Annotated in this window: 21 protein-coding genes; 6 read left to right on the top strand and 15 right to left on the bottom strand. The window is 69.4% G+C overall.

Annotation, left to right across the window (positions count from 1 at the left end):
- Positions 1-18 precede the first annotated feature (18 nt).
- From dxr to BVIR_RS11835, 7 genes are all read right to left on the bottom strand, one after another.
- Positions 19-1,233: a 1-deoxy-D-xylulose-5-phosphate reductoisomerase gene (gene dxr, locus BVIR_RS11805; protein WP_055037843.1), complete on the bottom strand. Its 1,215-nt coding sequence runs from the start codon at positions 1,231-1,233 to the stop codon at positions 19-21.
- Positions 1,234-1,237: 4 nt separating this feature from the next.
- Positions 1,238-2,065: a phosphatidate cytidylyltransferase gene (locus BVIR_RS11810; protein WP_171841650.1), complete on the bottom strand. Its 828-nt coding sequence runs from the start codon at positions 2,063-2,065 to the stop codon at positions 1,238-1,240.
- 21 nt (positions 2,066-2,086) lie between these two features.
- Positions 2,087-2,851, bottom strand: a complete 765-nt coding sequence (locus BVIR_RS11815; protein ID WP_082417072.1) for an isoprenyl transferase — start codon at positions 2,849-2,851, stop codon at positions 2,087-2,089.
- 49 nt (positions 2,852-2,900) lie between these two features.
- The gene (frr, locus tag BVIR_RS11820) at positions 2,901-3,464 is read right to left on the bottom strand and encodes a ribosome recycling factor (RefSeq protein ID WP_055038856.1); all 564 of its coding nucleotides are present in this window, start codon (positions 3,462-3,464) and stop codon (positions 2,901-2,903) included.
- Between the two features lie 262 nt (positions 3,465-3,726).
- On the bottom strand, positions 3,727-4,443 hold the full coding sequence (gene pyrH, locus BVIR_RS11825; protein WP_055038857.1) for a UMP kinase: 717 nt from the start codon (positions 4,441-4,443) through the stop codon (positions 3,727-3,729).
- A 10-nt stretch (positions 4,444-4,453) separates the two neighbouring features.
- Positions 4,454-5,383 (bottom strand): translation elongation factor Ts, encoded by a 930-nt coding sequence (tsf, locus tag BVIR_RS11830; RefSeq protein ID WP_055037845.1) that lies wholly within the window; start codon positions 5,381-5,383, stop codon positions 4,454-4,456.
- An 84-nt stretch (positions 5,384-5,467) separates the two neighbouring features.
- Entirely contained in the window at positions 5,468-6,466 is a 999-nt protein-coding gene (locus tag BVIR_RS11835; RefSeq protein ID WP_055037846.1) for a 30S ribosomal protein S2, read from the bottom strand.
- 307 nt (positions 6,467-6,773) lie between these two features.
- Here BVIR_RS11835 and BVIR_RS11840 point away from each other — a divergent pair, with 307 nt between their 5' ends.
- Positions 6,774-7,454, top strand: coding sequence for a hypothetical protein (locus BVIR_RS11840; protein ID WP_145911981.1), 681 nt, complete (start codon positions 6,774-6,776; stop codon positions 7,452-7,454).
- Positions 7,455-7,823: 369 nt separating this feature from the next.
- Here BVIR_RS11840 and dnaE read toward each other — a convergent pair whose 3' ends face one another.
- On the bottom strand, positions 7,824-11,273 hold the full coding sequence (gene dnaE / locus BVIR_RS11845) for a DNA polymerase III subunit alpha (RefSeq protein WP_055037848.1): 3,450 nt from the start codon (positions 11,271-11,273) through the stop codon (positions 7,824-7,826).
- Between the two features lie 445 nt (positions 11,274-11,718).
- Here dnaE and BVIR_RS11850 point away from each other — a divergent pair, with 445 nt between their 5' ends.
- The 4 genes from BVIR_RS11850 to proC all read left to right on the top strand — a co-directional run bounded on the left by BVIR_RS11850 (position 11,719) and on the right by proC (position 14,225).
- Positions 11,719-11,898: a ribosome modulation factor gene (locus BVIR_RS11850; protein WP_055037849.1), complete on the top strand. Its 180-nt coding sequence runs from the start codon at positions 11,719-11,721 to the stop codon at positions 11,896-11,898.
- A 464-nt stretch (positions 11,899-12,362) separates the two neighbouring features.
- Positions 12,363-12,632, top strand: coding sequence for an accessory factor UbiK family protein (locus BVIR_RS11855; protein ID WP_055037850.1), 270 nt, complete (start codon positions 12,363-12,365; stop codon positions 12,630-12,632).
- Positions 12,633-12,885: 253 nt separating this feature from the next.
- Complete coding sequence (locus BVIR_RS11860; protein ID WP_055037851.1) at positions 12,886-13,386, top strand: type III secretion system chaperone family protein; 501 nt, start codon at positions 12,886-12,888, stop codon at positions 13,384-13,386.
- A 14-nt stretch (positions 13,387-13,400) separates the two neighbouring features.
- On the top strand, positions 13,401-14,225 hold the full coding sequence (gene proC / locus BVIR_RS11865; protein ID WP_055037852.1) for a pyrroline-5-carboxylate reductase: 825 nt from the start codon (positions 13,401-13,403) through the stop codon (positions 14,223-14,225).
- A 38-nt stretch (positions 14,226-14,263) separates the two neighbouring features.
- On the opposite strand, the gene BVIR_RS11870 is transcribed toward proC, so the two are convergent.
- The 3 genes from BVIR_RS11870 to BVIR_RS11880 are packed head-to-tail and all read right to left on the bottom strand — an operon-like array spanning position 14,264 to position 18,023.
- A complete protein-coding gene (locus tag BVIR_RS11870; protein ID WP_055037853.1) occupies positions 14,264-15,304 on the bottom strand; it encodes an ABC transporter ATP-binding protein in 1,041 nt (346 codons plus the stop codon).
- Complete coding sequence (locus tag BVIR_RS11875; protein WP_145911980.1) at positions 15,301-17,007, bottom strand: ABC transporter permease; 1,707 nt, start codon at positions 17,005-17,007, stop codon at positions 15,301-15,303. The genes BVIR_RS11870 and BVIR_RS11875 overlap by 4 nt, the downstream gene beginning before the upstream one ends.
- Positions 17,004-18,023 (bottom strand): extracellular solute-binding protein, encoded by a 1,020-nt coding sequence (locus tag BVIR_RS11880; protein ID WP_145911979.1) that lies wholly within the window; start codon positions 18,021-18,023, stop codon positions 17,004-17,006. The genes BVIR_RS11875 and BVIR_RS11880 overlap by 4 nt, the downstream gene beginning before the upstream one ends.
- Before the next feature lie 451 nt (positions 18,024-18,474).
- Between BVIR_RS11880 and BVIR_RS11885 the strand changes: the two genes are divergently transcribed.
- Positions 18,475-20,037 carry a carotenoid oxygenase family protein gene (locus BVIR_RS11885; RefSeq protein ID WP_055037855.1) on the top strand — a complete coding sequence of 521 codons (1,563 nt, stop codon included), beginning with the start codon at positions 18,475-18,477 and terminating at the stop codon, positions 20,035-20,037.
- A gap of 105 nt (positions 20,038-20,142) precedes the next feature.
- Here BVIR_RS11885 and BVIR_RS16920 read toward each other — a convergent pair whose 3' ends face one another.
- The 4 genes from BVIR_RS16920 to BVIR_RS11900 all read right to left on the bottom strand — a co-directional run bounded on the left by BVIR_RS16920 (position 20,143) and on the right by BVIR_RS11900 (position 23,106).
- Entirely contained in the window at positions 20,143-20,307 is a 165-nt protein-coding gene (locus BVIR_RS16920) for a hypothetical protein (RefSeq protein WP_156331043.1), read from the bottom strand.
- A 154-nt stretch (positions 20,308-20,461) separates the two neighbouring features.
- Positions 20,462-21,832 carry an ATP-binding protein gene (locus BVIR_RS11890; RefSeq protein ID WP_082417076.1) on the bottom strand — a complete coding sequence of 457 codons (1,371 nt, stop codon included), beginning with the start codon at positions 21,830-21,832 and terminating at the stop codon, positions 20,462-20,464.
- Between the two features lie 2 nt (positions 21,833-21,834).
- Positions 21,835-22,548 carry a response regulator gene (locus BVIR_RS11895; RefSeq protein WP_055037856.1) on the bottom strand — a complete coding sequence of 238 codons (714 nt, stop codon included), beginning with the start codon at positions 22,546-22,548 and terminating at the stop codon, positions 21,835-21,837.
- 9 nt (positions 22,549-22,557) lie between these two features.
- The gene (locus BVIR_RS11900) at positions 22,558-23,106 is read right to left on the bottom strand and encodes a MarR family winged helix-turn-helix transcriptional regulator (protein ID WP_055037857.1); all 549 of its coding nucleotides are present in this window, start codon (positions 23,104-23,106) and stop codon (positions 22,558-22,560) included.
- Positions 23,107-23,240 lie beyond the last annotated feature (134 nt).

Below are 23,240 nucleotides of genomic sequence, written 5' to 3' on the forward strand. Positions count from 1 at the left end.
CTCCTGCATATCACCCGCTTAAGATGCCTTTGCGGCAATTTCGGGCAAGAGGCCCTCGGCCACACGGCGGGTCGCCGCGTCCAGTTCGAGTGCCTCGGCCAGCGTTTCCGGCGCGTTCCCAGGCGACATGGCGTCCAGAGTTGCCGCGACGAGGCCGGCAATGCCAGGAAATGTTAACCGTCTTTGCAGAAACGCGGCGACGGCGATCTCGTTGCCGGCGTTCAGCACCGTCGGCGCAGCGCCGCCGGCGGCCAGCACCTCCATGGCGATTCGCAAGGCTGGGAAGCGGTCGAGGTCCGGCCGCTCGAAGGTCAGGCTGCCAAGGGCGGCGAGGTCGAGCCGGGCGACCGGGCCATTGAGCCGCCCCGGCCAGGCCAGGCAGTGGGCGATCGGCACCCGCATATCCGGCACCGACATCTGCGCCAGCACCGCACCGTCGGAATACTGCACCAGCGCGTGGACGATCGACTGCGGGTGCACCAGCACGCCGAGCTGCGCGGCGTCGAGCGCAAACAGGTGCATGGCCTCGATCAATTCGAGGCCCTTGTTCATCAGCGAGGCCGAATCGATGGTGACCTTCGCGCCCATGCTCCAGTTGGGGTGCTTGAGCGCCTGCTCGGGCGTCGCCGCGGCAATCGCCGCCTTGGTCCAGGTGCGGAACGGCCCGCCGGACGCGGTCAGGGTCACCTTCTCGACCGCGTCGCGCGGGCCGGCGGTGAGGCCCTGGAACACCGCGTTGTGCTCCGAATCGACCGGCAACACCGTGGCGCCGACCTCGGCCGCCCGCCGCATGAACAGCGCGCCGGCGGTGACAAGGCATTCCTTGTTGGCCAGCGCCAGCTTGCGGCCCGGCGCCAGCGCGGCAAGGCTGGGGGCGAGGCCGGCGGCGCCGGCCACCGCCGCCATCACCCAGTCGGCCGGCCGCTGCGCCGCTTCGACCACCGCGTCAGGACCCGCCGCCGCCTCGATGCCGCTGCCGGCGAGCGCGGCGGCGAGGTCGCGGTAGGCGGCCGGGTCCGACACCACCGCCAGCCGCGCGCCGGTCGCCTTGGCCGCGGCGGCAAGCTTGGCGGCGTCGCGGTTGGCGACCAGCGCCTCGACAACGTAGCGCTCCGGCGCACGCGTCAGAAGGTCGAGCGTGCTCGTCCCGATCGAGCCGGTGGCGCCCAGCACGCTGACCCTCAGCGGCGCGTCGGAAGCCGCCGGCTGCGGCGCCTGGAACGGAACGGTCATGACATCACCATATCAGGATGCTCGCCGCCGGCGCGCTGCCGCCGCGGATGAGGCTGACCAGCGCCAGGAACAGCAACGCCGCGATCACCCCGTCCAGGCGATCCATCAGACCGCCGTGGCCGGGGATGAGGCTGCCGCTGTCCTTGGCGCCGAGCCGGCGCTTGAACCAGGATTCGAACAGATCGCCGATCTGCGACACTACCGAACTGGCCAGCGCCAGCACGGCAAGCTGCCACGTCACCGCCATGCCGAGGATGGCGACGATGCCGCAGCCGGCCACGGTGCCGGCAATGGCGCCGCCGACGCTGCCGGACCACGTCTTCTTGGGGCTGATGCGGGGGGCCAGCTTGGGGCCGCCAACGGCGCGGCCGACAAAATAGGCGGCGACGTCGGTGGCCCACACCGTCGCCAGCACGAACAGCACCGCGTTCAGGCCGAACTCGGGATCGCCGCGCAGCGCCAGCGCCGGCAGCAGCAGCGCGCCGGCATAGAGGGCGCCGCCCGCCGCCCAGGCCCGTCGCGGCGAGGCGGCGACCAGCGCGATTGCCGCGGCGCCGAGCGCGACGGCCGCAATCGCTGCCGGGCCAAAGCCGGTCACCCAGGCCAGGGTGGCGGCCGCAAGGCCGAGCCCGCCGGCGGTGGCGGTCGGCCGCAGCGGCGTCGCCTCCAGCAGCCGCAGCCACTCCTCCAGCACGATCAGCGCCGCCAGCAGCACCAGGATGGCGAAGGCAGGGCCGCCCAGCACGGTGATCGCCAGCGCGGCCGGGCCGAGGATGACCGCGGAAACCACGCGCACGCGCAGATCGGAGGTGGGGCCGGCACGTTCTGTCACGGATGTCACGGGATCACTCTATCACGGCGAGCCGGCGGCACGCCGGCCCCCGAATCGCCGATCGCGGCCGCTGAACTCGGCGATGGCCGATTCAAGCGCAGCGCGGTCGAAATCCGGCCATAGCACCGGCGTGAACACGAACTCGGCATAAGCAGCCTGCCACAGCAGGAAATTCGACAGGCGCTGCTCGCCCGAGGTGCGGATGATCAAGTCAGGGTCCGGAATCTCGGCGGTGTCGAGATAGCGGGCGAAGGTCTCCGGGTTGAGCGCCTCAGGCGCAAGCCGGCCGTCGGCGATGGCACTGGCGGCCTGGCGCACCGCGGCCAGGATTTCCTGCCGCGCACCGTAATTGAACGCAAACACCAGCACGAGGCCGGTGTTGAGGGCGGTGAGCGCTTCGGCTTCCTGGAGCATGGCGCCGATGTCGGGGTCGAGCCCCTCGCGCATGCCGATGATCCGCACCCGGACATTGCTGGCGTGGAGGTCCGCCAGGTCCTTGCGGATGAAGCGGCGGATCAGGCCCATCAGGTCGCCGACCTCGTCGGGCGGCCGTGACCAGTTCTCCGAGGAGAAGCTGTAGAGCGTCAGATAGCCGATCCCGAGCTCGCGGCAGGCCCGCACGGTGCGGCGAACCGCCTCGACGCCGCGGCGGTGGCCCTCGACCCGCGGCAGCAACCGCGCTGCCGCCCAGCGGCCGTTGCCGTCCATGATGATCGCGACGTGGCGCGGGATCTTGCCTGCGGCCGGCGAGCGCGTCTCGGACAGCATTTGTTCAGGGATCGCCATCGAGGAAGCCTGTTGTTGCCGCAACGTTCGGCCGTCACCGCCCAGGACCCTAGACCGTCATGACTTCCTTCTCTTTGTGCGCCAGGATCTGGTCGATCTCGGCGATGGCGGCATCGGTCGCCTTCTGAACTTCGACGGTCAGACGCTCGTGGTCGTCCTGGCTGATGTGACCGTCCTTCTCCTGCTTTTTCAGGAAATCGAGGCCGTCGCGCCGGACGTGGCGCACCGCGACGCGCGCCGCCTCGGCATACTTGTGGGCAACCTTGACCAGCTCTTGGCGGCGCTGGGTGGTCAACTCGGGGATGCGCAGGCGGATCACCTGGCCCTCGGTCGAGGGGCTGAGGCCGAGGTCGCTGTCGCGAATGGCCTTTTCGACCGCGTGCATCATGCCCTTGTCCCACACCTGGATCGAGAGCAGGCGCGGCTCGGGCACGCTGATCGAGGCGACCTGATTGAGCGGCATCCTGGCACCGTAGGCGTCGACCTCGATCGGCTCGACCAGGCTTGCGGAAGCCCGGCCGGTGCGCAGCCCGCCGAGTTCATGGCGCAGCACACCGATGGCGCCCTGCATGCGCCGCTTGAGTTCGGGCAGGTCGTGTGCACCCGACGTCATGATCATCCTCCGCTCATCAGCGTATTCGAACGCGACCCGCCGGGCCGGCTCGAAAATCCTGCACTTCGTCAAGATCTGCCGGACGTCACGGGCCGGCCCCACGGTCCACGCCACGTCCTTTGAAGGTCAGGGCCGGCGGCCGAGCCCGGCCGCCCCGCGCCTTGCGGCGCCAAATCCCTGGCTTATTGCGTTTTCGCTCGCAAACCGGTTCCCACTTTTGCGGAAAATGCTCTAGAGCGTAGATGTCCTAAGGCCAGTCACCTCAGGCCGTGACGAGGGTGGCCCTGCCCTCCCCGCGCAGCACCGCCGTGACCGCGCCCGGCTCTTGAATCGAGAAAACGATGATAGGCATGCGGCTCTCGCGGGCAAGCGCGAACGCCGCGGCATCCATCACGCCGAGCTGGCGGTCGATCGCCTCCGAGTGGGTCAGCCGCTCGTAGCGCACGGCGGCCGGGTCGGCCTTGGGGTCGGACGAATAGACGCCGTCGACATTGGTCGCCTTCAAAAGAGCGCCGCAGCCGAGTTCGGCGGCACGCAGCGCGCCGCCGGTGTCGGTGGTGAAGAACGGGTTGCCGGTGCCGCCGGCCAGCAGCACCACCCGGCCCTTGGCGAGGTGGGACAACGCCTTCTGCCGCGAATAGGGCTCGCACACTGTCGGCATGGCGACCGCCGACATGGTGCGGGCCGGCGTGCCGGCCGCCTCGATGGCGGCTTCCAGCGCCAGGGCGTTCATCACCGTCGCCAGCATGCCGAGCTGGTCGGCGGTGGCGCGGTCGAGACCTTTCGCGGCGCCTTGGACGCCGCGAAAGATGTTGCCGCCGCCGACCACGACCGCCAACTCGACGCCGAGCGCCCGAGCGTCGGCGAGATCGGCCGCGATGCGCGTCACCGTCGGCGGGTGCAGCCCGAAGGCGTCGGGGCCCATCAGGGCCTCGCCCGAGACCTTGACCAAAACCCGCCTGTAGGGGACCGCGCTCACGGCCGGCCGCTCAGCTGACGCCGCCGGCGGCCGCAACTTCCGCCGCGAAGTCGTCTTCCTTCTTCTCAACGCCCTCGCCGAGCGCGAAACGAACGAAGCCGTTCACGGCGACGGCAGAGCCGGCCTTGGTCTCGATCTCCTTGATCGCCTGCGCGACGGTCTTGCCGGCGTCGTGCACGTAGGGCTGATCGAGCAGGCAGACCTCCTTGAAGAAGGTCTTGAGGCCGCTCTCGGCGATCTTCTCGATCACCGCCGCCGGCTTGCCGGAGGCCGCGGCCTTCTCGGTCAGCACCGCGCGCTCGCGCTCGATCACCGCCGGATCGACGCCCGACGGGTCGACCGACAGCGGGCTGGAGGCGGCGATGTGCATCGCCAGCAGGCGGCCGAACGGCGCCAGCACGTCGGCGGCGCCGGCCGATTCGAGCGCCACCACGACGCCGATCTTGCCGAGGCCGGAGTCGCGGGCGGTCTCGCTGTGGACGTAGGCGCCGACCACGCCCGAGCCGACCTCGACCAGGCCGGCACGACGAAGCGTCATGTTCTCGCCGATGGTGGCGATGGCGGAGGCGATGTCCTCCTGCACGGTGTGCTCGCCGACCTTGGCGGCGAGGATGGCATCGACGTCGCTGCCGGACTTGATCGCGACCTGGCCGATCAGCTTGACGAGGCCCTGGAAGTGGTCGTTGCGGGCGACGAAGTCGGTCTCGGAATTGACCTCGACCACCACGCCCTTGTTGCCCTCGACGATGACGCCGACCAGACCGTCGGCGGCGACGCGGCCGGCCTTCTTGGCGGCCTTGGCGAGGCCCTTCTTGCGCAGCCAGTCGACCGCGGCCTCAATGTCGCCGGCGGTCTCGCCGAGCGCCGTCTTGCAATCCATCATGCCCGCGCCGGTCTTCTCGCGCAGGTCCTTCACCATCTGGGCCGTGATGCTGGCCATGATCTCGCTCCCTGAAACAGGTCAACCGGGCGGCCGCGAGGCCGCCCGTTCGTATCCTTGACGACGAGCCGAACGACGACCGGCTCACTCACTCTCGGCCGACAGTTCCTTCGCCTTGTTGATCCAGCTCTCGACCCGACCCGGCAGGCCGGCCGCATCACCGACATGGGCGGCGTCGGCGGCGTTGAACAGGGCGATCTGCGAGTAGTGGAACACGCCGAGGTCATTCAGCTTCTTTTCGACGGTCTTCGACACGCCGGGGAGCTTGGTGAGGTCGTCCGGAGTGCCGCGCGGGCCGGACAGCGCCTCGAAGCCCGACACCGGCTCCTCGGCCGGCAGGTCCTCGACCAGCGGGGCCTCGGCTTCGCCGATGTCGATGCCGAGATCGCCCTGGGCGCGCGAGATGCCGTCGATCGCGGCGCGCACAACCAGATCGCAGTAGAGCGCGATGGCGCGGCCGGCGTCGTCATTGCCGGGGATCGGGAAGGCGATGCCGTCCGGATCGCAGTTGGTGTCGAGCACCGCCACCACCGGGATGCCGAGGCGGGTCGCCTCCTTGATCGCGATGTCTTCCTTGTTGGTGTCGATCACGAACAGCATGTCCGGCGTGCCGCCCATGTCGCGGATGCCGCCGAGCGCACGCTCAAGCTTGTCCTTCTCGCGGGAGAGGGTGAGGCGCTCCTTCTTGGTGTAGAAGCCGCCGGTCTCGCCGGAGAGCATCTCCTCCAGCTTCTTCAGGCGCTGGATCGACTGCGAAATGGTCTTCCAGTTGGTCAGGGTGCCGCCGAGCCAGCGCGAATTGACATAGTACTGGGCCGAGCGCTTGGCGGCCTCGGCCACCGCTTCGGCGGCCTGGCGCTTGGTGCCGACGAACAGCACGCGGCCGCCGCGGGCGACGCAGTCCGACAACGCCTGCAGGGCGCGGTGCGCCAGCGGCACGGACTGGGCAAGGTCGATGATGTGGATGTTGTTGCGGGTGCCGAAGATGTACGGCGCCATCTTCGGGTTCCAGCGGTGGGCCTGATGACCGAAGTGCGCCCCAGCTTCGAGAAGCTGGCGCATCGAGATTTCAGGGAGCGCCATGTCAGTTCCTTTTCCGGTTGAACCTCCGCGGACGGTCGCCCCGGTATCGGGGCACCGGACGGGTCGGGAAGAGACCCTCGTGTCCGCGTGTGGGATGGCCGCGCTTATAGTGGCGGACGGACCATGGCGCAACCCTCGACGAGGCAACTCTTCTTGGAATGCCTGTCTTCTTGGAAGCCTGGCACCCATCTTGCTGGTTGCGGCCACCGATGACGGCAACGACCGCGTGCCGGGCGTCTCGGACGTAAATCCTACGCGGGGGCCGGGGCGGAGCCTTTGATTTCAGAGCCGAATGGGTGAGGTCGCGATGACAGATATATCGAGTTCCGGATCTTTGAAAGGCATTGCGCGAATACTGGCTCGACCGATTTCGGTGGCCGGCCTAGCACCCTCTAAGGTGCTTGTTGCCCAACCGTTTTCGGAGCAGCAAAAGAAAGACATCGCTGAACGCAATAAAATAACAGCAGAACTCGCGGAAATCAACGCCACGGCGATGATCGACGCCAAGGCGAGTCAACAATTCGAAAGCAACGAGACATATCTGCCGAACATTTCGACCTTGACCTTGGATACCGCGAAGACTGTTTTAGGCCAAATCGATGCGGCCAAGGGAATGAATTGGATCCAGGGCACCAATATTCACGGTAACAACGGTGACAAAGCCACCTCATCTCTTGATATCTATATCTCCTGGCTGAAGAATTTTATCTCATCATTCGATAGCGCAGGCACCCACAATCAGCCCGCGATCGCTTCCGGCGAAGAAGCCGCGGCGATCACCGAGAGCGTCATTCTTCCGAACGTGTCATCGCTTTCGAGCTCCATGGCCGCTTCAGTCTACAAGCAGGTCCAAAATCTCATTGACACCAATCAGCTCGAAGGACGTCGCTTGGTTGCACAAAACGGCGAGACATCGACACCTTCCATCGACACCTACCTATCGTGGCTGTCCGCGAAAGCTGATGCCATTCAAGAGGCCTCCGGTTGATGCCTTCTTGATACGGGAATCGATCTCGGCGGCCGGCAGCAGATCCTCCGGCGCGGCGAGCTAGGCTTCGCATCAAGCAGCCCGAGAAAAAACTACCCGGCGCTTTCTGCCGATGGGTAAAACCAGAAGCCCCAGGTGCTGACCCATGGGGTCGTTTACACTCGCAGATATTCTTCATTGAAATCAGGGACTCAAGGGAAAATTCGCGACTGACACCAACGGCGGGCTGCCGCCGCTGTTGGTGTACCGCGCCACGATGAAATCCTCGGCGCCTACCGTCCGTCGGCGCAACCCCACAAGGCGGATTCCTTCGGAGAGGCAGTATGACCCGGTCCCAAAACCTCCCGGACAACCGGGCCGGCGCCCTCCCTAGGCATCCTCCACCGTCATCACGCCGGGAATGGCCTTGATGGCACCCGCGATCTGCGGCGACACCTTGTAACGGCCGGGCAGCCTGACCTCGACCTCGGTGCGGCCGCCGTCGAGCACCAGCACCACGGCGACTTCGCCGTCGCCGCCCGCTTCGAGCCGCCGCGCCAGGCTGTCGAGCGGCCCGGCCTCGCGCATGAACACGTTGAGCCCCCTCTGGTGGCGAGCGGCGACCTCGTCGAGCGCTTCCACGCCCTGGATGCGGGCGCGGACGTCTTCGCCCTGCACCTCGGCGGAAACCTGCAGCACGACGCGGGCGCCCTCCTCCAGCAAGGCGCCGTATTGCTGCAGGCCCTCGGAGAAGATCACCGCCTCGAACGGCGCCGAGGGGTCCGACAGCGCCAAGATGCCCATCTTGTTGCCGGTCTTGGTGCGCTTCTCGGTGCGGCCGACCACGATGGCGGCGAGCCGGCCCGCGGTGGCGCCGTCCTCCTTCACCGCCTCGCAGAACTCGGTCCAGGCCTGCACCCGAAGCCGCTTCAAGGTGGCGGCGTAATCGTCGAGCGGGTGGCCGGACAGGAAGAAGCCGATGGCGTCGAACTCGCGCTTCAGCCGGTCCGACGGCAGCCAGTCGGGCACCAAAGGCACAGCGAGCGGCGCCGCCGCGGCGCCGCCGAACAGCTCGCTTTGGCCGGCGATGCGGTCGTCGAGCCGGCGCGCGGCGTGGGCGAGCACGACGTCGGCGGCGGCGACCGCGCGGGCGCGGCTGCGCTCCAGCCGGTCGCAGGCGCCGGCGGCGGCGAGACACTCGAACGTGCGCTTGTTCACCGCCTTGGGGTCGATGCGCTCGGCGAGGTCCTGAAGATCGCGGAACGGCGCGGCGGCGCGCGCCGCCACCAGCGAATCGACCGCCTGCCGCCCCACCCCCTTGATGGCCGCCAGCGCGTAGACGATCGAGCGGCCGTCGGGCTCGAACTCGGCGCCCGAGCGATTGAGGTCGGGCGGCACGATCTTGATGCCGAGGCGCTCGGCCTCGGCGCGGAATTCGGCGAGCTTGTCGGTGTTCGACATGTCGAGCGTCATCGACGCCGCCAGGAACTCGACCGGAAAGTTGGCCTTGAGATAGGCGGTCTGATAGGCGACCAGGGCGTAGGCGGCGGCGTGGCTCTTGTTGAAGCCGTAGTCGGCGAACTTGGCGAGCAAGTCGAAGATGGTCTCGGCCTGGGCCTTGTCGACGCCGCGCTCGGTGGCGCCGTCGACGAAGCGGGCGCGCTGCTTGTCCATCTCGGCGCGGATCTTCTTGCCCATGGCGCGGCGCAGCAGATCGGCTTCGCCGAGCGAGTAGCCCGCCAGGATCTGGGCGATCTGCATCACCTGTTCTTGGTAGATGATGACGCCGAAGGTCTCCTTCAGCACCGGCTCGATGCTGGGGTGGGGGTATTCGGGCTGCTCGCGGCCGTGCTTGCGCGCACAATAGGTCGGGATATTGGCCATCGGGCCCGGCCGGTAGAGCGCGACCAGCGCGATGATGTCCTCGAAGCGATCCGGCTCCATGTCGATCAGAGCCTTGCGCATGCCGGCACTTTCGAGCTGGAACACCCCGGCGGTCTCGCCGCGCGCCAGCGTCTCGTAGGTCTTCCTGTCGTCGAGCGGGATGTGCGTGAGGTCGATCTCGATGCCGCAACGGCGGATCAGCTTCACCGCGGTCTGCAGCGTGGTCAGGGTCTTGAGGCCGAGGAAGTCGAACTTCACCAGGCCGGCCGGCTCCACCCACTTCATGTTGAACTGGGTGACCGGCATGTCGGACTTGGGGTCGCGATAGAGCGGCACCAGTTCCATCAGCGGGCGGTCGCCGATCACGATGCCGGCGGCGTGGGTGGAGGCGTGGCGGTAAAGCCCTTCGAGCCTGAGCGCGATGTCGAGCAGCCGCTTGACGATCGGCTCGGCGTCGCGCGCCGCCTGCAGCTTGGGCTCCTCGGTGATGGCCTGCTGCAGCGTCACCGGCTTGGCCGGGTTCTGCGGCACCAGCTTGCAGAGCTTGTCGACCTGGCCGTAGGGCATCTGCAGCACGCGGCCGACGTCGCGCAGAACGCCGCGGGCGAGCAGCGTGCCGAAGGTGATGATCTGGGCAACCTGATCGCGGCCGTAGCGCTCCTGGACGTAGCGGATCACCTCGTCGCGGCGGTCCTGGCAGAAGTCGACGTCGAAGTCCGGCATCGACACGCGCTCAGGATTGAGGAAGCGCTCGAACAGCAGGCCGAACCGGATCGGGTCGAGATCGGTGATGGTGAGCGAATAGGCCACCAGCGATCCGGCGCCTGAACCGCGGCCCGGCCCGACCGGGATGCCCTGGTTCTTCGCCCACTTGATGAAGTCCGCCACGATCAGGAAGTAGCCTGGGAACTTCATGCGGGCGATGACGTCGAGCTCGAAGACGAGCCGCTGGCGGTAGTCGTCCTCGGTGAGCCCGGGCGCAAGGCCCTGCGTTTTCAGGCGGCGGTCGAGACCCTCCGCCGCCTGGCGCCGCAGTTCCGCCTCCTCGGCGGCGGAGGGGTCGGCGGCGGCGCCGTCGCCGGTGGTGAAGTGCGGCAGGATCGGCTTGCGGGTGCGCGGCCGCACCGCGCAGCGCCGGGCGATCTCGACACTCGCCGCCACCGCCTCGGGCAGGTCGGCAAACAGCGCGGCCATCTCTGCGCGGGTCTTGAAGCGATGCTCGGGCGTGAGCTGGCGGCGCTCGGCGTCAGCGATCAGCCGGCCTTCGGCAATGCAGATCAGGGCGTCGTGGGCCTCGTAGTCGTCGGCCTTGGCGAAGAACGGCTCGTTGGTGGCGACCAGCGGCAGGCCGAGGCGAAAGGCGAGGTCGAGCAGCGCCGGCTCGACCTCGCGCTCGCGGTCGGCGCCGTGGCGCTGCATCTCGACATAGAGCCGGTTGCCGAACAGATCGACCAGCGTTTCCAATCTATTGCCGGCAAGGTCGGGCTGGCCCTCCGCGGCGGCGCGGTCGATCGGGCCGTCGGGGCCGCCGGTGAGCACGATCAGCCCGGCGCTGTGATCGGCGAGCCGCGCCACCGGCACGTGCGGCTCCTCGCCGGAGGGGGCTTCGAGATAGGCGCGGGAGGTCAGCGCCATCAAGTTGCGATAGCCGTCCTCGCGTGCGGCGAGACAGACGATGCGCGACCGCCGCGCCGGCAGCCCGCCCTGCGGCCGGCCGCGCGAGGTGGCATCGGCGAATTCGACCGCCAGCGACAGGCCGACGATGGGCTGGATGCCGGCGCCGGCCATTTTTTCCGAGAATTCGAGCGCGCCGAACAGATTGCCGGTGTCGGTCAGCGCCAGCGCCGGCTGCTTGTCGGCCTTGGCGAGTTCGGCCAGCTTGGCGATCGACAGCGCGCCTTCGAGCAGCGAGAACGATGAATGCACATGCAGGTGCACGAAGCCGACGCCCGCCATCTCATCCTCCCGTTCGGTCTCCCAACGTGCGCGTCAAGGCCCCGCCGAGTCGACTCCACCACCGGGCGCCGTCCACAGGCTCGCGCCGTGCTGACCGCCGACGGCGCGGCTGAGGCACGCCGCGCGCGCCGATATCGCCGCCGCATAGCCGGCGCGGCCCGCGGCGGCAAACTTCAGAACCCGGCCTGGCCGAGCATCTGGGCCCAGACCAGGATGGTGGCGGCGAACAGGCTGAGCGAGGCAAGGGCAGCGGCTTCGCTGACGATTACGCGGATCATGGCGACCTCCGGAACAAATCCAGAACTCAACCTTGTTCATTTTTTGTTCCGGCGTCAACACAACTTTTGCGTGGGTCGTGCCTCAGTTTGAATTTGGCACCCGGCTGCACTTTGGTCGCGGCGGCGGATGCTCCACATCCGTTGGTGATGGCGCTAGAATCTCCGGAATGAACGGCCAAAGAGAGGAAGGCGATCGACCAAACGGTCCCTCCCCGTTCGACGAGGGCCTGGAGTCGTTCGAGTTCGGCATGACGCCCGACGCCTGCCCCTACCCCGCCGGCTCGGCCGAGCGCGAGGAGTGGCTGGAGGGCTGGGCCGAAGGCCAGGACCGCGCCGACAACGCGTGAGGCGATTTCCCCGGCCCCTGTGGTGCCGGGCCTATGACAGACCTTGCGCCGCCATCACAAATCAGCGCGCACAGGCGACCCGCGCCACCGCTGCCTTGCGCCGCAGAGCCGGCGTCACCATTGTGTCGCCTGCTTCGCTCGGCAATCTCGCCACGGCCTGTCACGGGCGGCAGGGCGCGAGGGACGAAACGCTGTTGAATCTGCGGATGAAATCGGCCCACCCGGACCAGGGGCGCCAGCGTCTGCAACGGCTGGTCGGATACCGCCTCGATCGGCTTCGCCGGCCCGGCGACGTCAGGCTGGAGAGCGCCGCGGTGGAGCGACGTTGCGAAGGTCGCCTAAGGTTCTGTTAGAGCATGATGTTTCCGCAAAACCGATTTCCACTTTTGCCCATCATGCTCTATGCAGCACGATGATCCGCCGCGGCGAGAGCGCCGCGTGCGCGCGTACAGGAGATCAAGGTCATGACCCAGACCACCAGCCGCTTCTTCGACGACATCTCCCGCATGGTGAACGACGCCGCCGGCATGGCCGACGGGGTGCGCCGCGAGGTCGAGACGGTGATGCGCACCCAGGCCGAGCGCATCCTGCGCGAACTCGACGTGCCCTCGCGCGAGGAATTCGAGGCGCTGCGCGAGGTCGCGCTGAAGGCGCGGGCCGAGAACGAGGCGCAGGCCGCCCGCATCGCTGCGCTCGAAGCCAAGCTCAGCAAGACCGCGCCGACCGCCGGCTGAGTGTCACCTCGCCGTGACGCGGCTCGACTAGAGCTTTGCCGGCACAGCGCCGGAACATGTGCACATGGACCGGGACTCGCTTGAGTCCTTAGGGCGAATCCGGTCCGGTGAAGAGGGTGGATCGTAGCCGGGCGTTAACGAGCCACCTATGATTGGTGCCGGGGTGATTCGCGATCATTCGCACGCGGAAGCGGATCATCACCGTCTCCAGTCTGCGACCGCGCCCCCGTCTCCTGATCGCGAGGTTGGCCGCATGAGCCTTATCGAAATCGACGTCGAGCATCGGCCGAATCCGGTCGATCTGGTCGAGCGTCTTGCCAGCGCCAACGATTGGACGTTCGAGAGATCCGGCGACGACGAGATCACGCTGTCGCTCGATGGCCGCTGGAGCGATTATCACGTCTCGTTCTCGTGGATGGACCAGATCGAGGCGCTGCACATCGCCTGTGCTTTCGATCTCAAGGTGCCGGACGCCCGGCGCGCCGAGGTGCTCAAGCTGCTCGCCATGGTCAACGAGCAGCTCTGGCTCGGCCATTTCGACCTATGGTCCCGCGAGGGGGTGGTGATGTTCCGCCACGCCCAACTGCTCGCCGGCGGCGCCACCATGGGCCGCACCCAGTGCGAGGCATTGCTGCAGGCCTCGGTCGACGCGGTCGAGCGGTTCTATCCGGCCTTCCAGTTCGTGGTGTGGGCGGGTAAGACCGCAGGTGAGGCGATCGACGCCTCGCTGCTCGACACTGTCGGAGAGGCCTGATTGGCCTGATCGCTATGGGACTTCCTCGGTTTTCTGGCCCGCTCGTCCTGCTGGGCGCGGGCAAGATGGGCGGAGCTTTGCTTGAGGGCTGGCTCCGCGATGGCCTTTCGCCTATCCAGGTTCAGGTGTTCGACCCGGCACCACCGCCCGAGGCGGCGGCGCTGATCGAACAGCACGGCATCGCGCTCAATCCCGATCCCGCCACCCTGCCGGCAGCGGCGGTGATCGTGCTGGCGGTGAAGCCGCAGATGGCCGCCGCCGCGCTGCCGACGGTGGCCAAGCTCGCCGGACCCGGCACCCTGGTGGTGTCGATCATGGCCGGCAAGACGCTGGCAACGCTGGACGCCGCATTCCCGGCGGGCACCGCCATCGTGCGCTCGATCCCCAACACGCCGGCCGCGGTCGGCCGCGGCATCACGGTCGCGGTGCCGAACGGCCGCCTCACCCCGGCGCAGCAGGACCTCGCCCACGCGCTGCTCAGCGCCACCGGCGGCTGCGAATGGATCGCCGACGAGGCGCTGATGGACGCCGCCACCGCTCTGTCAGGCTCGGGCCCGGCCTATGTGTTCCTGTTGGTCGAGACCATGGCACGGGCCGGCGCCGCGGCCGGGCTGCCGGCGGACCTGGCCGAGCGGCTGGCGCGCGCCACGGTGATCGGCTCCGGCGAGCTGCTGCGGCAGTCCGAGCTGGCGGCCGCGCAGCTTCGCCGCAACGTCACCTCGCCGGGCGGCACCACCGCCGCGGCGCTGGCGGTGCTGATGGCGGAAAACGGGGTCGACCCGCTGTTCGAACGCGCGGTCGCCGCCGCCACCGAACGCGGCCGCGAACTGGCGGGGTAAGCGGCCCGGCCCCACCGGGACCGCCGGCCGCGGCCCCATCACGCCGGAAACACGAAGGCGTCCGCCCGGTCGACGGTGATCGAGACCCGCCCGCCCGGCTCGGCGTTGAGGCGGCGGTCGATCGCGACCTCGATCGGCGTCTCGAGGCCATCGACCTGCAGGCGCAATTGCCTCCGCTCGCCGAGGAACCGCGTGGCGAGCACCCTCGCGCCGATCGCCTCCGGCCCGTCCGCGAGCGTGACGGCGTCGCGGCGCACGCACACGATGCCCGGCCCGTCGGCGAGCCGCGGCGTCGGAAAGGCGCCGAGCGCGCTCCAGGCTCTGCCGCCGGCGATGACCGCCGGCACCTCCGCCACCTCGCCGAACAGTCGCGCGGCAAAGCGGTCGGCGGGCGCTCGGAACACCTCCTCGGGCGTGCCGACCTGCACCAGCCGGCCGGCGCGCATCAGCGCCATTCGGTCGGCGGCGGCCAGCGCATCGTCGGGATCGTGGGTCACCAGCACCGCCGCGGCACCGCGCTCGCGCAAGAGGCGCACCGTTTCCGTCCGCATGCCTTCGCGCAGGCGTTGGTCGAGATTGGAGAACGGCTCATCCATCAGCAGCACGGCCGGGTTCGGGGCGAGCGCGCGGGCGAGCGCGACGCGCTGCTGCTCTCCGCCCGACAGCATGTGCGGATAGGCGCGTGCGCGGTCAGCAAGGCCGATGCGGCCCAGCAGATCGGCGACGATGGCGCCGATCTCGCCGCGCGGGCGCCCCTTCAGCCCGAACGCGACGTTGGCGGCGATGTCGAGGTGGGGGAACAGCGCGTAGTCCTGGAACACCAGCGACAGGCCGCGCCGCTCAGGCGGCACGAACGCGCCCTCGCCGGCGACGATGCGCCCGCCGACAGCGACCTTGCCGGCGTCCGGGCGCTCGAGCCCGGCGGCGAGGCGCAGCAACGTGCTCTTGCCGCAGCCGGACGGGCCGAGCAGGGCAACGATTTCGCCGGCCCGCACCGCGAGCGAGACGTCGGCGACCGCGACCTTGTCGCCGTAGCTGTGGCGGACATGTTCAAGCGACAGTGCGAAGCCGGCGCTCATGGGCGCGCCTCCAGGGTTGCGGGCGGCCGGCCGAGCCGTACCAGCACCGCCACCGGCACCAGGCCGATGGCGACGATCAGCAGCGCGGCGATCGCCCCGTCCTCATAGGTGCCGCGCGCCGCCTCGCCGTAGAGCAAGGTGGCGAGGGTGTCGAAATTGAGCGGGCGCAGCAGCAGCGTCGCCGGCAGCTCCTTCATGCAGTCGACGAATACCAAGAGCGCGGCGCCGGCCAGGCTGGCGCGCAGCAGCGGCAAATGGATCGCGCTCATCACACCCGCCGGGGTGCGGCCGAGCGAGCGGGCCGACTGGTCGAGCGTCGGCGGGATGCGCTCAAGCCCGGTCTCGACCTGTGTCGCGGCGAGCCGGACGAAGCGCACGACATAAGCGAGCACCACGGCACCGATCGAGGCCGACACCAGGAGGCCGGTGGGCGCGCCGCCGGCGAACTCCACCACGGCGCGGGCGGCGCGGTCGAAGCCGCCGAGCACCACCAAGAGCCCGACCGCGAGCACGGTGCCCGGCACCGCATAGCCGCTGGTGGCGACCCGCAGCACTGCGGCGTGGAGCCGCGATCCGGGGTGGAGACGCCGGCCCTCGACCAGCACCAGCCCGGTGAGCACCGCCGCCACCGTTGCGAGCACGGCCACGAGCAGCGTGTTGCCGATCGCCGGCAAAAGCGTGGCGCCGCCGTGCCCTTCGGCGAGGCGCAGTGCCGCCTGCCAAGCCAGATGCCCGGTCGGCAGGCCGAAGCCGAGCGCCACCACCAGCGCGCCGAGCGCGAGCAGGCCAAGGCCGGCGATCCCGTCGACGCGGCGCGGCGGCAGGGCGCGCTGGGCGCCGCCACCGACGGCGAAGCTGCGGGCGCCGCGTGCGGTGCGCTCGGCCAGCACCAGAGCCAGCACGATCGCCAGCATGGCGAGCGCGATCTGGGCGGCGCCGGCGAGGTCCGACCGGTTGACCCAGGTGGAGTAGACCGTGGTGGTGAGCGTCGTGACCCCGAGGAATTCGGCCGCGCCGACGTCGTTCAACGTCTCCATCAGCACGAGCGAGGTGCCGGCCGCGATCGCCGGCCAAGCCAGCGGCAGCGCGACGCGCCCGAACACCCGGCCCGGGCCGGCGCCGAGCGTGCGCGCCGCCTCGGTCAGCGTCGTCATCCGCGCCAGGAACGCCGCACGGGCCGCGACATAGACGTAAGGGTAGAGCGCAAGGCCGAACACGAGCACCGCCCCCGGCAGCGAGCGCAGGTCCGGCAGCCGCAGCTCCGCCGGCCGCTCGATGCCGAGCAGCGCCCGAAGCCCGCTCTGGAGCGGGCCGATCGGGTGCATCAGGTCGATCCAGGCATAGGCCATCACATAGGCCGGGAATGCGAGCGGCAGCAGCAGCGCCACCTCCAGCATGCGGCGGCCGGGAAAGGCGTAGGCGGTGACCAGCCAGGCCGTGCCGGTGCCGACCACCACCACGAACACCGTAACCCCGCCGAGCAGTACGGCGGTTTCGTGCAGCGCATAGGGCACCACCGCCGTCGCGAGGTGGAGCCAGTGCGCCGCGTTGCCCTGGAGCGCGAGGATGCCGAGCGCGCCGATCGGCGCGCCGGCGATGAGCGCGGCACAAAGTCCGATCCAGGCGAAGCCGCCGGGGCCGCGATGCTCCGCCGCCGGCGCCGCGGCCACCCGTTCTGCCCTGTCCGGCAGGACCGCGGTCAACGGTCGAAGCCGACCTTGTCGACGAGAAGGCTCGCCGCCTTGCGATGCTTGGCGATCTCGGCGAGCGGCAGGGTGTCGGGCGTGAGCTTTCCGAGCGCGGCGATGATCGGGTCGACCGCGGCGTCGGCGCGCACCGGGTATTCGAAGTTTTGCTCGGCGTAGATCTTCTGGCCCTCGGGCGACAGCAGGTACTCAAGCAGCTTCTCGGCTTCGGCGGCGTTGGGCGCGTGCTTGGCGAGCGCGGCGCCCGAGGCGTTCACGTGCGTGCCGCCGCCGGTAAACGTCGGCAGCACCACGGCGACCTCCTCGCCCCACGTCTTCTGCTCGGCGCCACCCTTGCCCGAGCGCATCAGGCCGACATAGTAGGAGTTGCCGACGCCGATCTGGCACAGCCCGCCGAGGATGTCGCGGGCGACGTCGCGGTCGCCGCCGCCCGGCTTCTTGGCGAGGTTGGCCTTGAGCCCGGTCAGCCATTCTTCGGTCTTGGCCTCGCCGACATGGGCGATCATCGCCGCCACCAGGGCGACGTTGTAGGGGTGCTGGCCGGAGCGGATGCACACCTTGCCCTTCCACTTGGGATCGGCGAGATCGTCGTAACTGACGCTCGTCAGCCCGAGCGATTTGTCCGCCCACACCAGGCGGGCGCGCAGCGACAGCGCGTACCACGCGCCGTCCGCCGCGCGCAGATGGGCGGGAACCGCCGCGGCGAGCGCAGGCGAGGTCACCGGTCGGGTGACGCCCTTGTCGACCAGCTCGACGAGGTTGCCGATGTCGACGGTCATCAGCAGGTCAGCCGGCGAGCCGGCACCCTCGGCGGCGACGCGCTCGGCGAGGCCGTCCTTGACGAACACCGTGTTGACCTTGATGCCGGTTCGGGCGGTGAAATCGGCGGCGAGCGGGGCGAACAGGCCCGGCTCGCGCGTCGTGTAGACATTGACCTCGGCAGCAATACCGTGTGCGGAAAGTGCGCCGGTTGCCAGAACAATCGCGGTCAGACGGTACCAGACCTTCGTCAAGAGTGCCTCCCTCGCAGTTCTTCCGATCTTTGAAAGCCGCGAGTGAGAGTGAATGTCAATGGCGTGATAGTCGTTTCGAAATACTCTAATTCTAAACGGCCTAGCGCGACACGACGAACCCGGTATCGAGCACCGCGATGGCGGTCGGCGGACCTGCCGCTTCGCTCGTCGCAACTCCGATACCGTCCGGATGCAGCCGAGCCCGCGAACGCGCGCGCGTCGATTGATCGGACGGCGAAGCTCCGGTCGGATCGGTCGCACCGGCCGAAGCCACGCCAGCGACGTTGAGCCTCACCGTGGCCCCGCTCGCGAGCGTGTATCGAGGATCGGCGTGCCGCTATGGTGCAACGCAAGGCGATGCCAGACGCAGCGGCTGGCGTTGCGGATTGCGGATACTGAACGATCGGCGGCGGGTTGGCGTGGTGGTCGGCAGCATACGGGCGAGGTGGCGATGACCGGTGTGGCGAAGTCCGGTGGGGTCATCGGCCTTGGCGCGGAGCGGGTGCGGCGGGCGCTCGCCATCGCCTCCGCCCTCAGCCATCCCCAGGCGTCGCTGGCGTGGCCGCAGGTGCAGCCCCGCCGGGTCAGCCAGCTCGCCCACCGCGGCACCGCCTTCGAGGGCAGCTGGACGACCACCGACATCGAGGGCACGCTGCCCGCTGAGCTGCGCGGAACGCTGTTGCGCAACGGCCCCGGCGCCAAGACGGTCGGCGGGCGCGACCTGCAGCACTACTTCGACGGCGACGCGCTGGTTACCGCGCTCAGGTTCGACGGCACCAGTCGCGTCGCCGCGCGCTGCCGATTCGTGGCGACGCCGGAGCGAGCCAGGGAGCAGTTCGCCGGCCGCATGCTCTACCACGACTTCGGTACCGCGGCCGCGGCGCGCTGGGCGCACGGCTACAAGAACGCGCCTTCGATCAGCCTGTTGCCGCTGCCGGACCGGCTGCTGGCATTGTCGGAGGCCGACCGCCCGGTCGCGCTCGATCCGGCTGACCTCGCCACCCGCGGCACCTGGGATTTCGGCGGCACGTTGCGCTACGGCACCTCGTTCACCGCCCATCCCAAGGTTGACCCCGCCACCGGCGCGATCTACGGCTACGGCATCGACATCGTCGGCCTCCGCCGGGTGTTCAACCCGCTGCTGAAGGTGTTCCGGATCGAGCCGGACGGCAGCCGGCTCAGCCCGCTGGCCGCGGTGCCGCTGGCGGGATTCTCGCCCATCCACGACATGCTGATCACCGAGAACCACTTGGTGTTCGTGATCTGCCCGCTCACGGTCGGCCTGTTCGGCCTGCTGGCGCGGCGGTGGGCGGTGGCGGACGCCATCGCCTACGACCCCGGCCGGCCGCTGCGCATCGTCGTCGTCCGCAAAGACGGCACCGCGCCGCCGATCGAGATGGCCAGCGCGCCGCCGGTGCTGATCTTCCACCACGTCAACGCATACGAGACCGACGGCGGCCGCCGCATCGTGTTTCACTCGATGGCTCACGACAACGCCGCGAGTCTCGACGTCATGGGGGCGTGGGCCGCGCCGTCGCCGCCCGCTCTGCCGCGGCAGTGGGTGACGCGGTTCGAGCTCGACCTGGTCGAAAAGCGGGTGGTTTGCCGCCGTAACCTGACCGATGGCGTGCCGGGCGACTTTCCCTGCATCGACGCCCGGCGGGTATCCTCGCCGGTGCGCTTCGTCCACGCGCTGGAATCGCCGCCGGCCTCGGACGATCCGCTCGATTTCAACTGGCTGGCGTGCTGGGACCTTGAGGCCGGCACGGTGAGGCGGCTGGAGGCCGGCCGCGGCCGCACCCTCGGCGAGCCGGTGTTCGTGCCCCACCCCGACGGCCGCGACGAGCACGAGGGCTGGCTGCTGCTGCTCGGCTACGATGCGCGGCGTGACGAAACCTTCCTCGACGTCCGCGCCGCGGTCACCCTCGAATTCCAGGCTCGGGTGTGGCTCGGCCGCTACCTGCCGCTCGGCTTCCACGGCACCTTCTCGCCGGCGCCGGCCGCGCCGGGCTGATGCGGCGTTCCGCCGGTCAGGCGGGAGGCTCGTCGTCCGGGATCGCCGGGCCACCGTCGGGAACCCGCAGCATGGCTTGGACCCTGCGGGATGCGCGCCGGCAGCTCAGCGGCGGGTGCGTCCCACCATCACCGCGCCGACCAGGACGCCGACCACCACCACCGCCAGCCAGCCCAGCGCCCAAACCGAGAACGGCGGCGGCGCGAACAAGGCGATCACGACGGGCGTCAGCAGAACTGCGATCAGCACCGTTTTGGCTTGCTTCGTCATCGACAGCCTCTCTCGAACAGCCTGCGGGATGGCGTTTCGCCGCCGGGGCGCCCCCGGTCACGCTGGGGCATCGCCCGCGCCTTAAACGGGCCGGCCGGAACGCTGTCAAGCGGGCGATCCCGTCCCGGTGGCGGGGCGGGGGCTTCGGCGCGGCCTACACCGGCACCCGCACCGTGGCGCGCAGGCCGCCGAGCGGGGAATCCGACAGGGTGATGTCGCCGCCGTGGCTGCGGGCGACGTCGCGGGCGATGGCGAGGCCGAGCCCCGAGCCGCCCTGGTTCTGGTTGCGGGCGTCGTCGAGCCGCAGGAACGGCCGGAACACCTCGTCGCGCATCTCCGGCGGAATGCCGGGACCGTCGTCGTCGACGGTCACGGTGAACCAGCGCGCATCGCGGGTGGCGGTGATCTCGACGGTGTCGGCAAAGCGCGAGGCGTTGGCGACCAGATTGTGCAGCAGGCGCTTGAAGGCGTCCGGCCGCACCGTCACGCTCGGCGGGCCGTTGAACACCACATTGGCGGTGTCGCCGGTGCGCTCGACCTCGTCGCGCAGCTCCTCCAGCAGCAGTTCCATGTCGGTCGGCGCCGCCTGCTCACCGGTGTCGCCGCGGGCGAAGGCGAGATAGTCCTCCAGCATGCGGCTCATCTCGTCGACGTCCTTCTTCATGGCGTCGATCTCGGCGCTGTCGTCGAGCAGCGCGAGCTCCAGCTTGAACCGGGTCAGGATGGTGCGCAGATCGTGCGACACCCCGGCCAGCATGGTGGTGCGCTGGTCCATCTGGCGCTCGATGCGCCGCTTCATCTCCAGAAAGGCGTGCGAGGCCCGCCGGACCTCGCGGGCGCCGCGCGGCCGGAAGCCCTCGACGTCGCGGCCCTTGCCGAAGCTCTCGGCGGCATCCGCCAACGCCTGGATCGGGCGGATCTGGTTGCGCAGGAACGCCACCGCCACCCCGACCAGCACCAGTGAGGTGCCGACCATCCACACCAGGAAGATGTGGGAGTTGGAGGCATAGGCCTGGCTGCGGCGGGCGAACACCTGCAGAATCAGGCCGGGCTCGAGCTGGATGCGGATCTCGACCAGCGAGGAGTTGCCGACGGTGTCGATCCAGAACGGCTTGCCGATCTGGCGGCGGATTTCGCGCGACAGCGCCGAGTCGAGCAGCGAGAAGAACGGCTTGGGGCCGGCCGAGGGCAGCTGTTCGCCATGGCGGAAGTCGAGGGTGAGGCCTTGGCGCTCCATGGCGATGCGGCGCAGCGTGGCGGCGTCCTTGTCCTGCGGATAGGTGCGGTAGACCTCGATCAGGGTGGCGATGTCCTGGGTGACCGAAGCCGACAGCCGGTAGGTCACAGTCTGCCAGTGGCGCTCCATGAACACGAACGCCACCACCGCCTGCAGCAGCACCATCGGCGTGACGATGATGAGCAGCGAGCGGGCGTAGAGCCCCTTCGGCATCTGGGCCTTGATCAGCACGGCGAGCCGGTTCCAGCCGCGCTTCAGCGCGGCGCCGGCGCGCCCGAGCCCGGCCATCGTCACGGCGCCACCACCAGCCGGTAGCCGATGCCGCGCACGGTCTGGATGAACAGCGGGTTGGCCGGGTCGTCCTCGATCTTGCGGCGCAGCCGGTTGACCTGGACGTCGACCGCGCGCTCGCTGGCTTCGACGCCGGGCGCGGCCAGCTCAGTGCGCGGCACCGTCTCGCCCGGCGCGCGCGCCAACGCCCGCAGCATGTCGCGCTCACGCTCGGTAATGCGGACGGCCTCGATGCCGCGCTTGAGCTCGCCGCGGTCGAGCATGAACACGAAATCGCCGAACCGCACCGCCTCGGGCGGCTTGGTGGTCGACTGAGGCGCGGAGATCCGCTTCAGGATGGCGCCAATCCGCAGCAGAAGCTCGCGGGGCTCGAACGGCTTGCCGAGATAGTCGTCCGCCCCCGACTCCAGCCCGGCGATGCGCTCGGCCGGATCGGTTCGCGCCGTCAGCATCAGGATCGGCACGTCGGAGCGGCCGCGCAGGCCGCGGGCGAGGTCGAGGCCGGATTCGCCGGGCATCATCACGTCGAGCACCAGGAGGTCGAACGACAGGCTCTCCAGCTTGGCGCGCGCCTCCGCGGCGGAGGCGACGGTGGTGACGCGGTAACCGTTCTCGGTGAGGTAGCGCTGCAGAAGCGCCAGAATGCGGGCGTCGTCGTCGACCACCAGCAGGTGCGGGGCGTCGTCGGGCGGAACCACGATCGGGCGGGGCATGGCCGCCTCCTATTTGTGCCGGTCGCGGCGGTTGCTGTTACCGCGGGCGATCAGCCGTTCGACCTCGCGGCGCTGGTCGGTGTCGACGAGCCCCAGCAGCAGGCGATAGGCGCCGTCGCGGGTTTCGCCCGAGTCGGCCAGTGCCCGCATCAGCCGGCCGGTCTGTACGCTGGCGACGTCGGCGGCGAGCTTGGCGCCCTTGTCGGTGAGGTAGAGCAGCCGCTGGCGGCGGTCGGCGTGGCCCTCGCGCTGGATGACGTAGCCGGTTTCCACCAGTTCGCGCAGCACCCGGCCGAGGCTCTGCTTGGTGATCTTGAGGATGTCGAGCAGCTCGGCAACGGTGATTCCCGGGTGCCGGGCGACAAAGTGCAGCGCGCGGTGGTGGGCGCGGCCGAAGCCGTAGCGCGCCAGCATGCCGTCGGCGTCGCCGACGAAGGCGCGGTAGGCGAAGAACAGCATCTCGATCAGGTCGTAGTACGGCTCGTCCGGCCCGGTCACGGTTTCGGATGCAGAACCGGCAGGGCTGCTCCGCTCGGCGACGAAATTTATGTCAGCCATATTGACTTATTCCGGTCCGATTGTTACCCAAACCGCCGTGTTGGCGAAACGATCATGCCAACCCCGCCGGGTCGGGTCAGTGATGCTTACCAAATATGCGCCGCGATGGCGAGCCTGCCCGGCATCTGTCAGAC

Origin of the sequence: Blastochloris viridis (assembly GCF_001402875.1) — a bacterium.
In the GTDB taxonomy this organism is placed as follows: Bacteria; Pseudomonadota; Alphaproteobacteria; order Rhizobiales; family Xanthobacteraceae; genus Blastochloris; species Blastochloris viridis.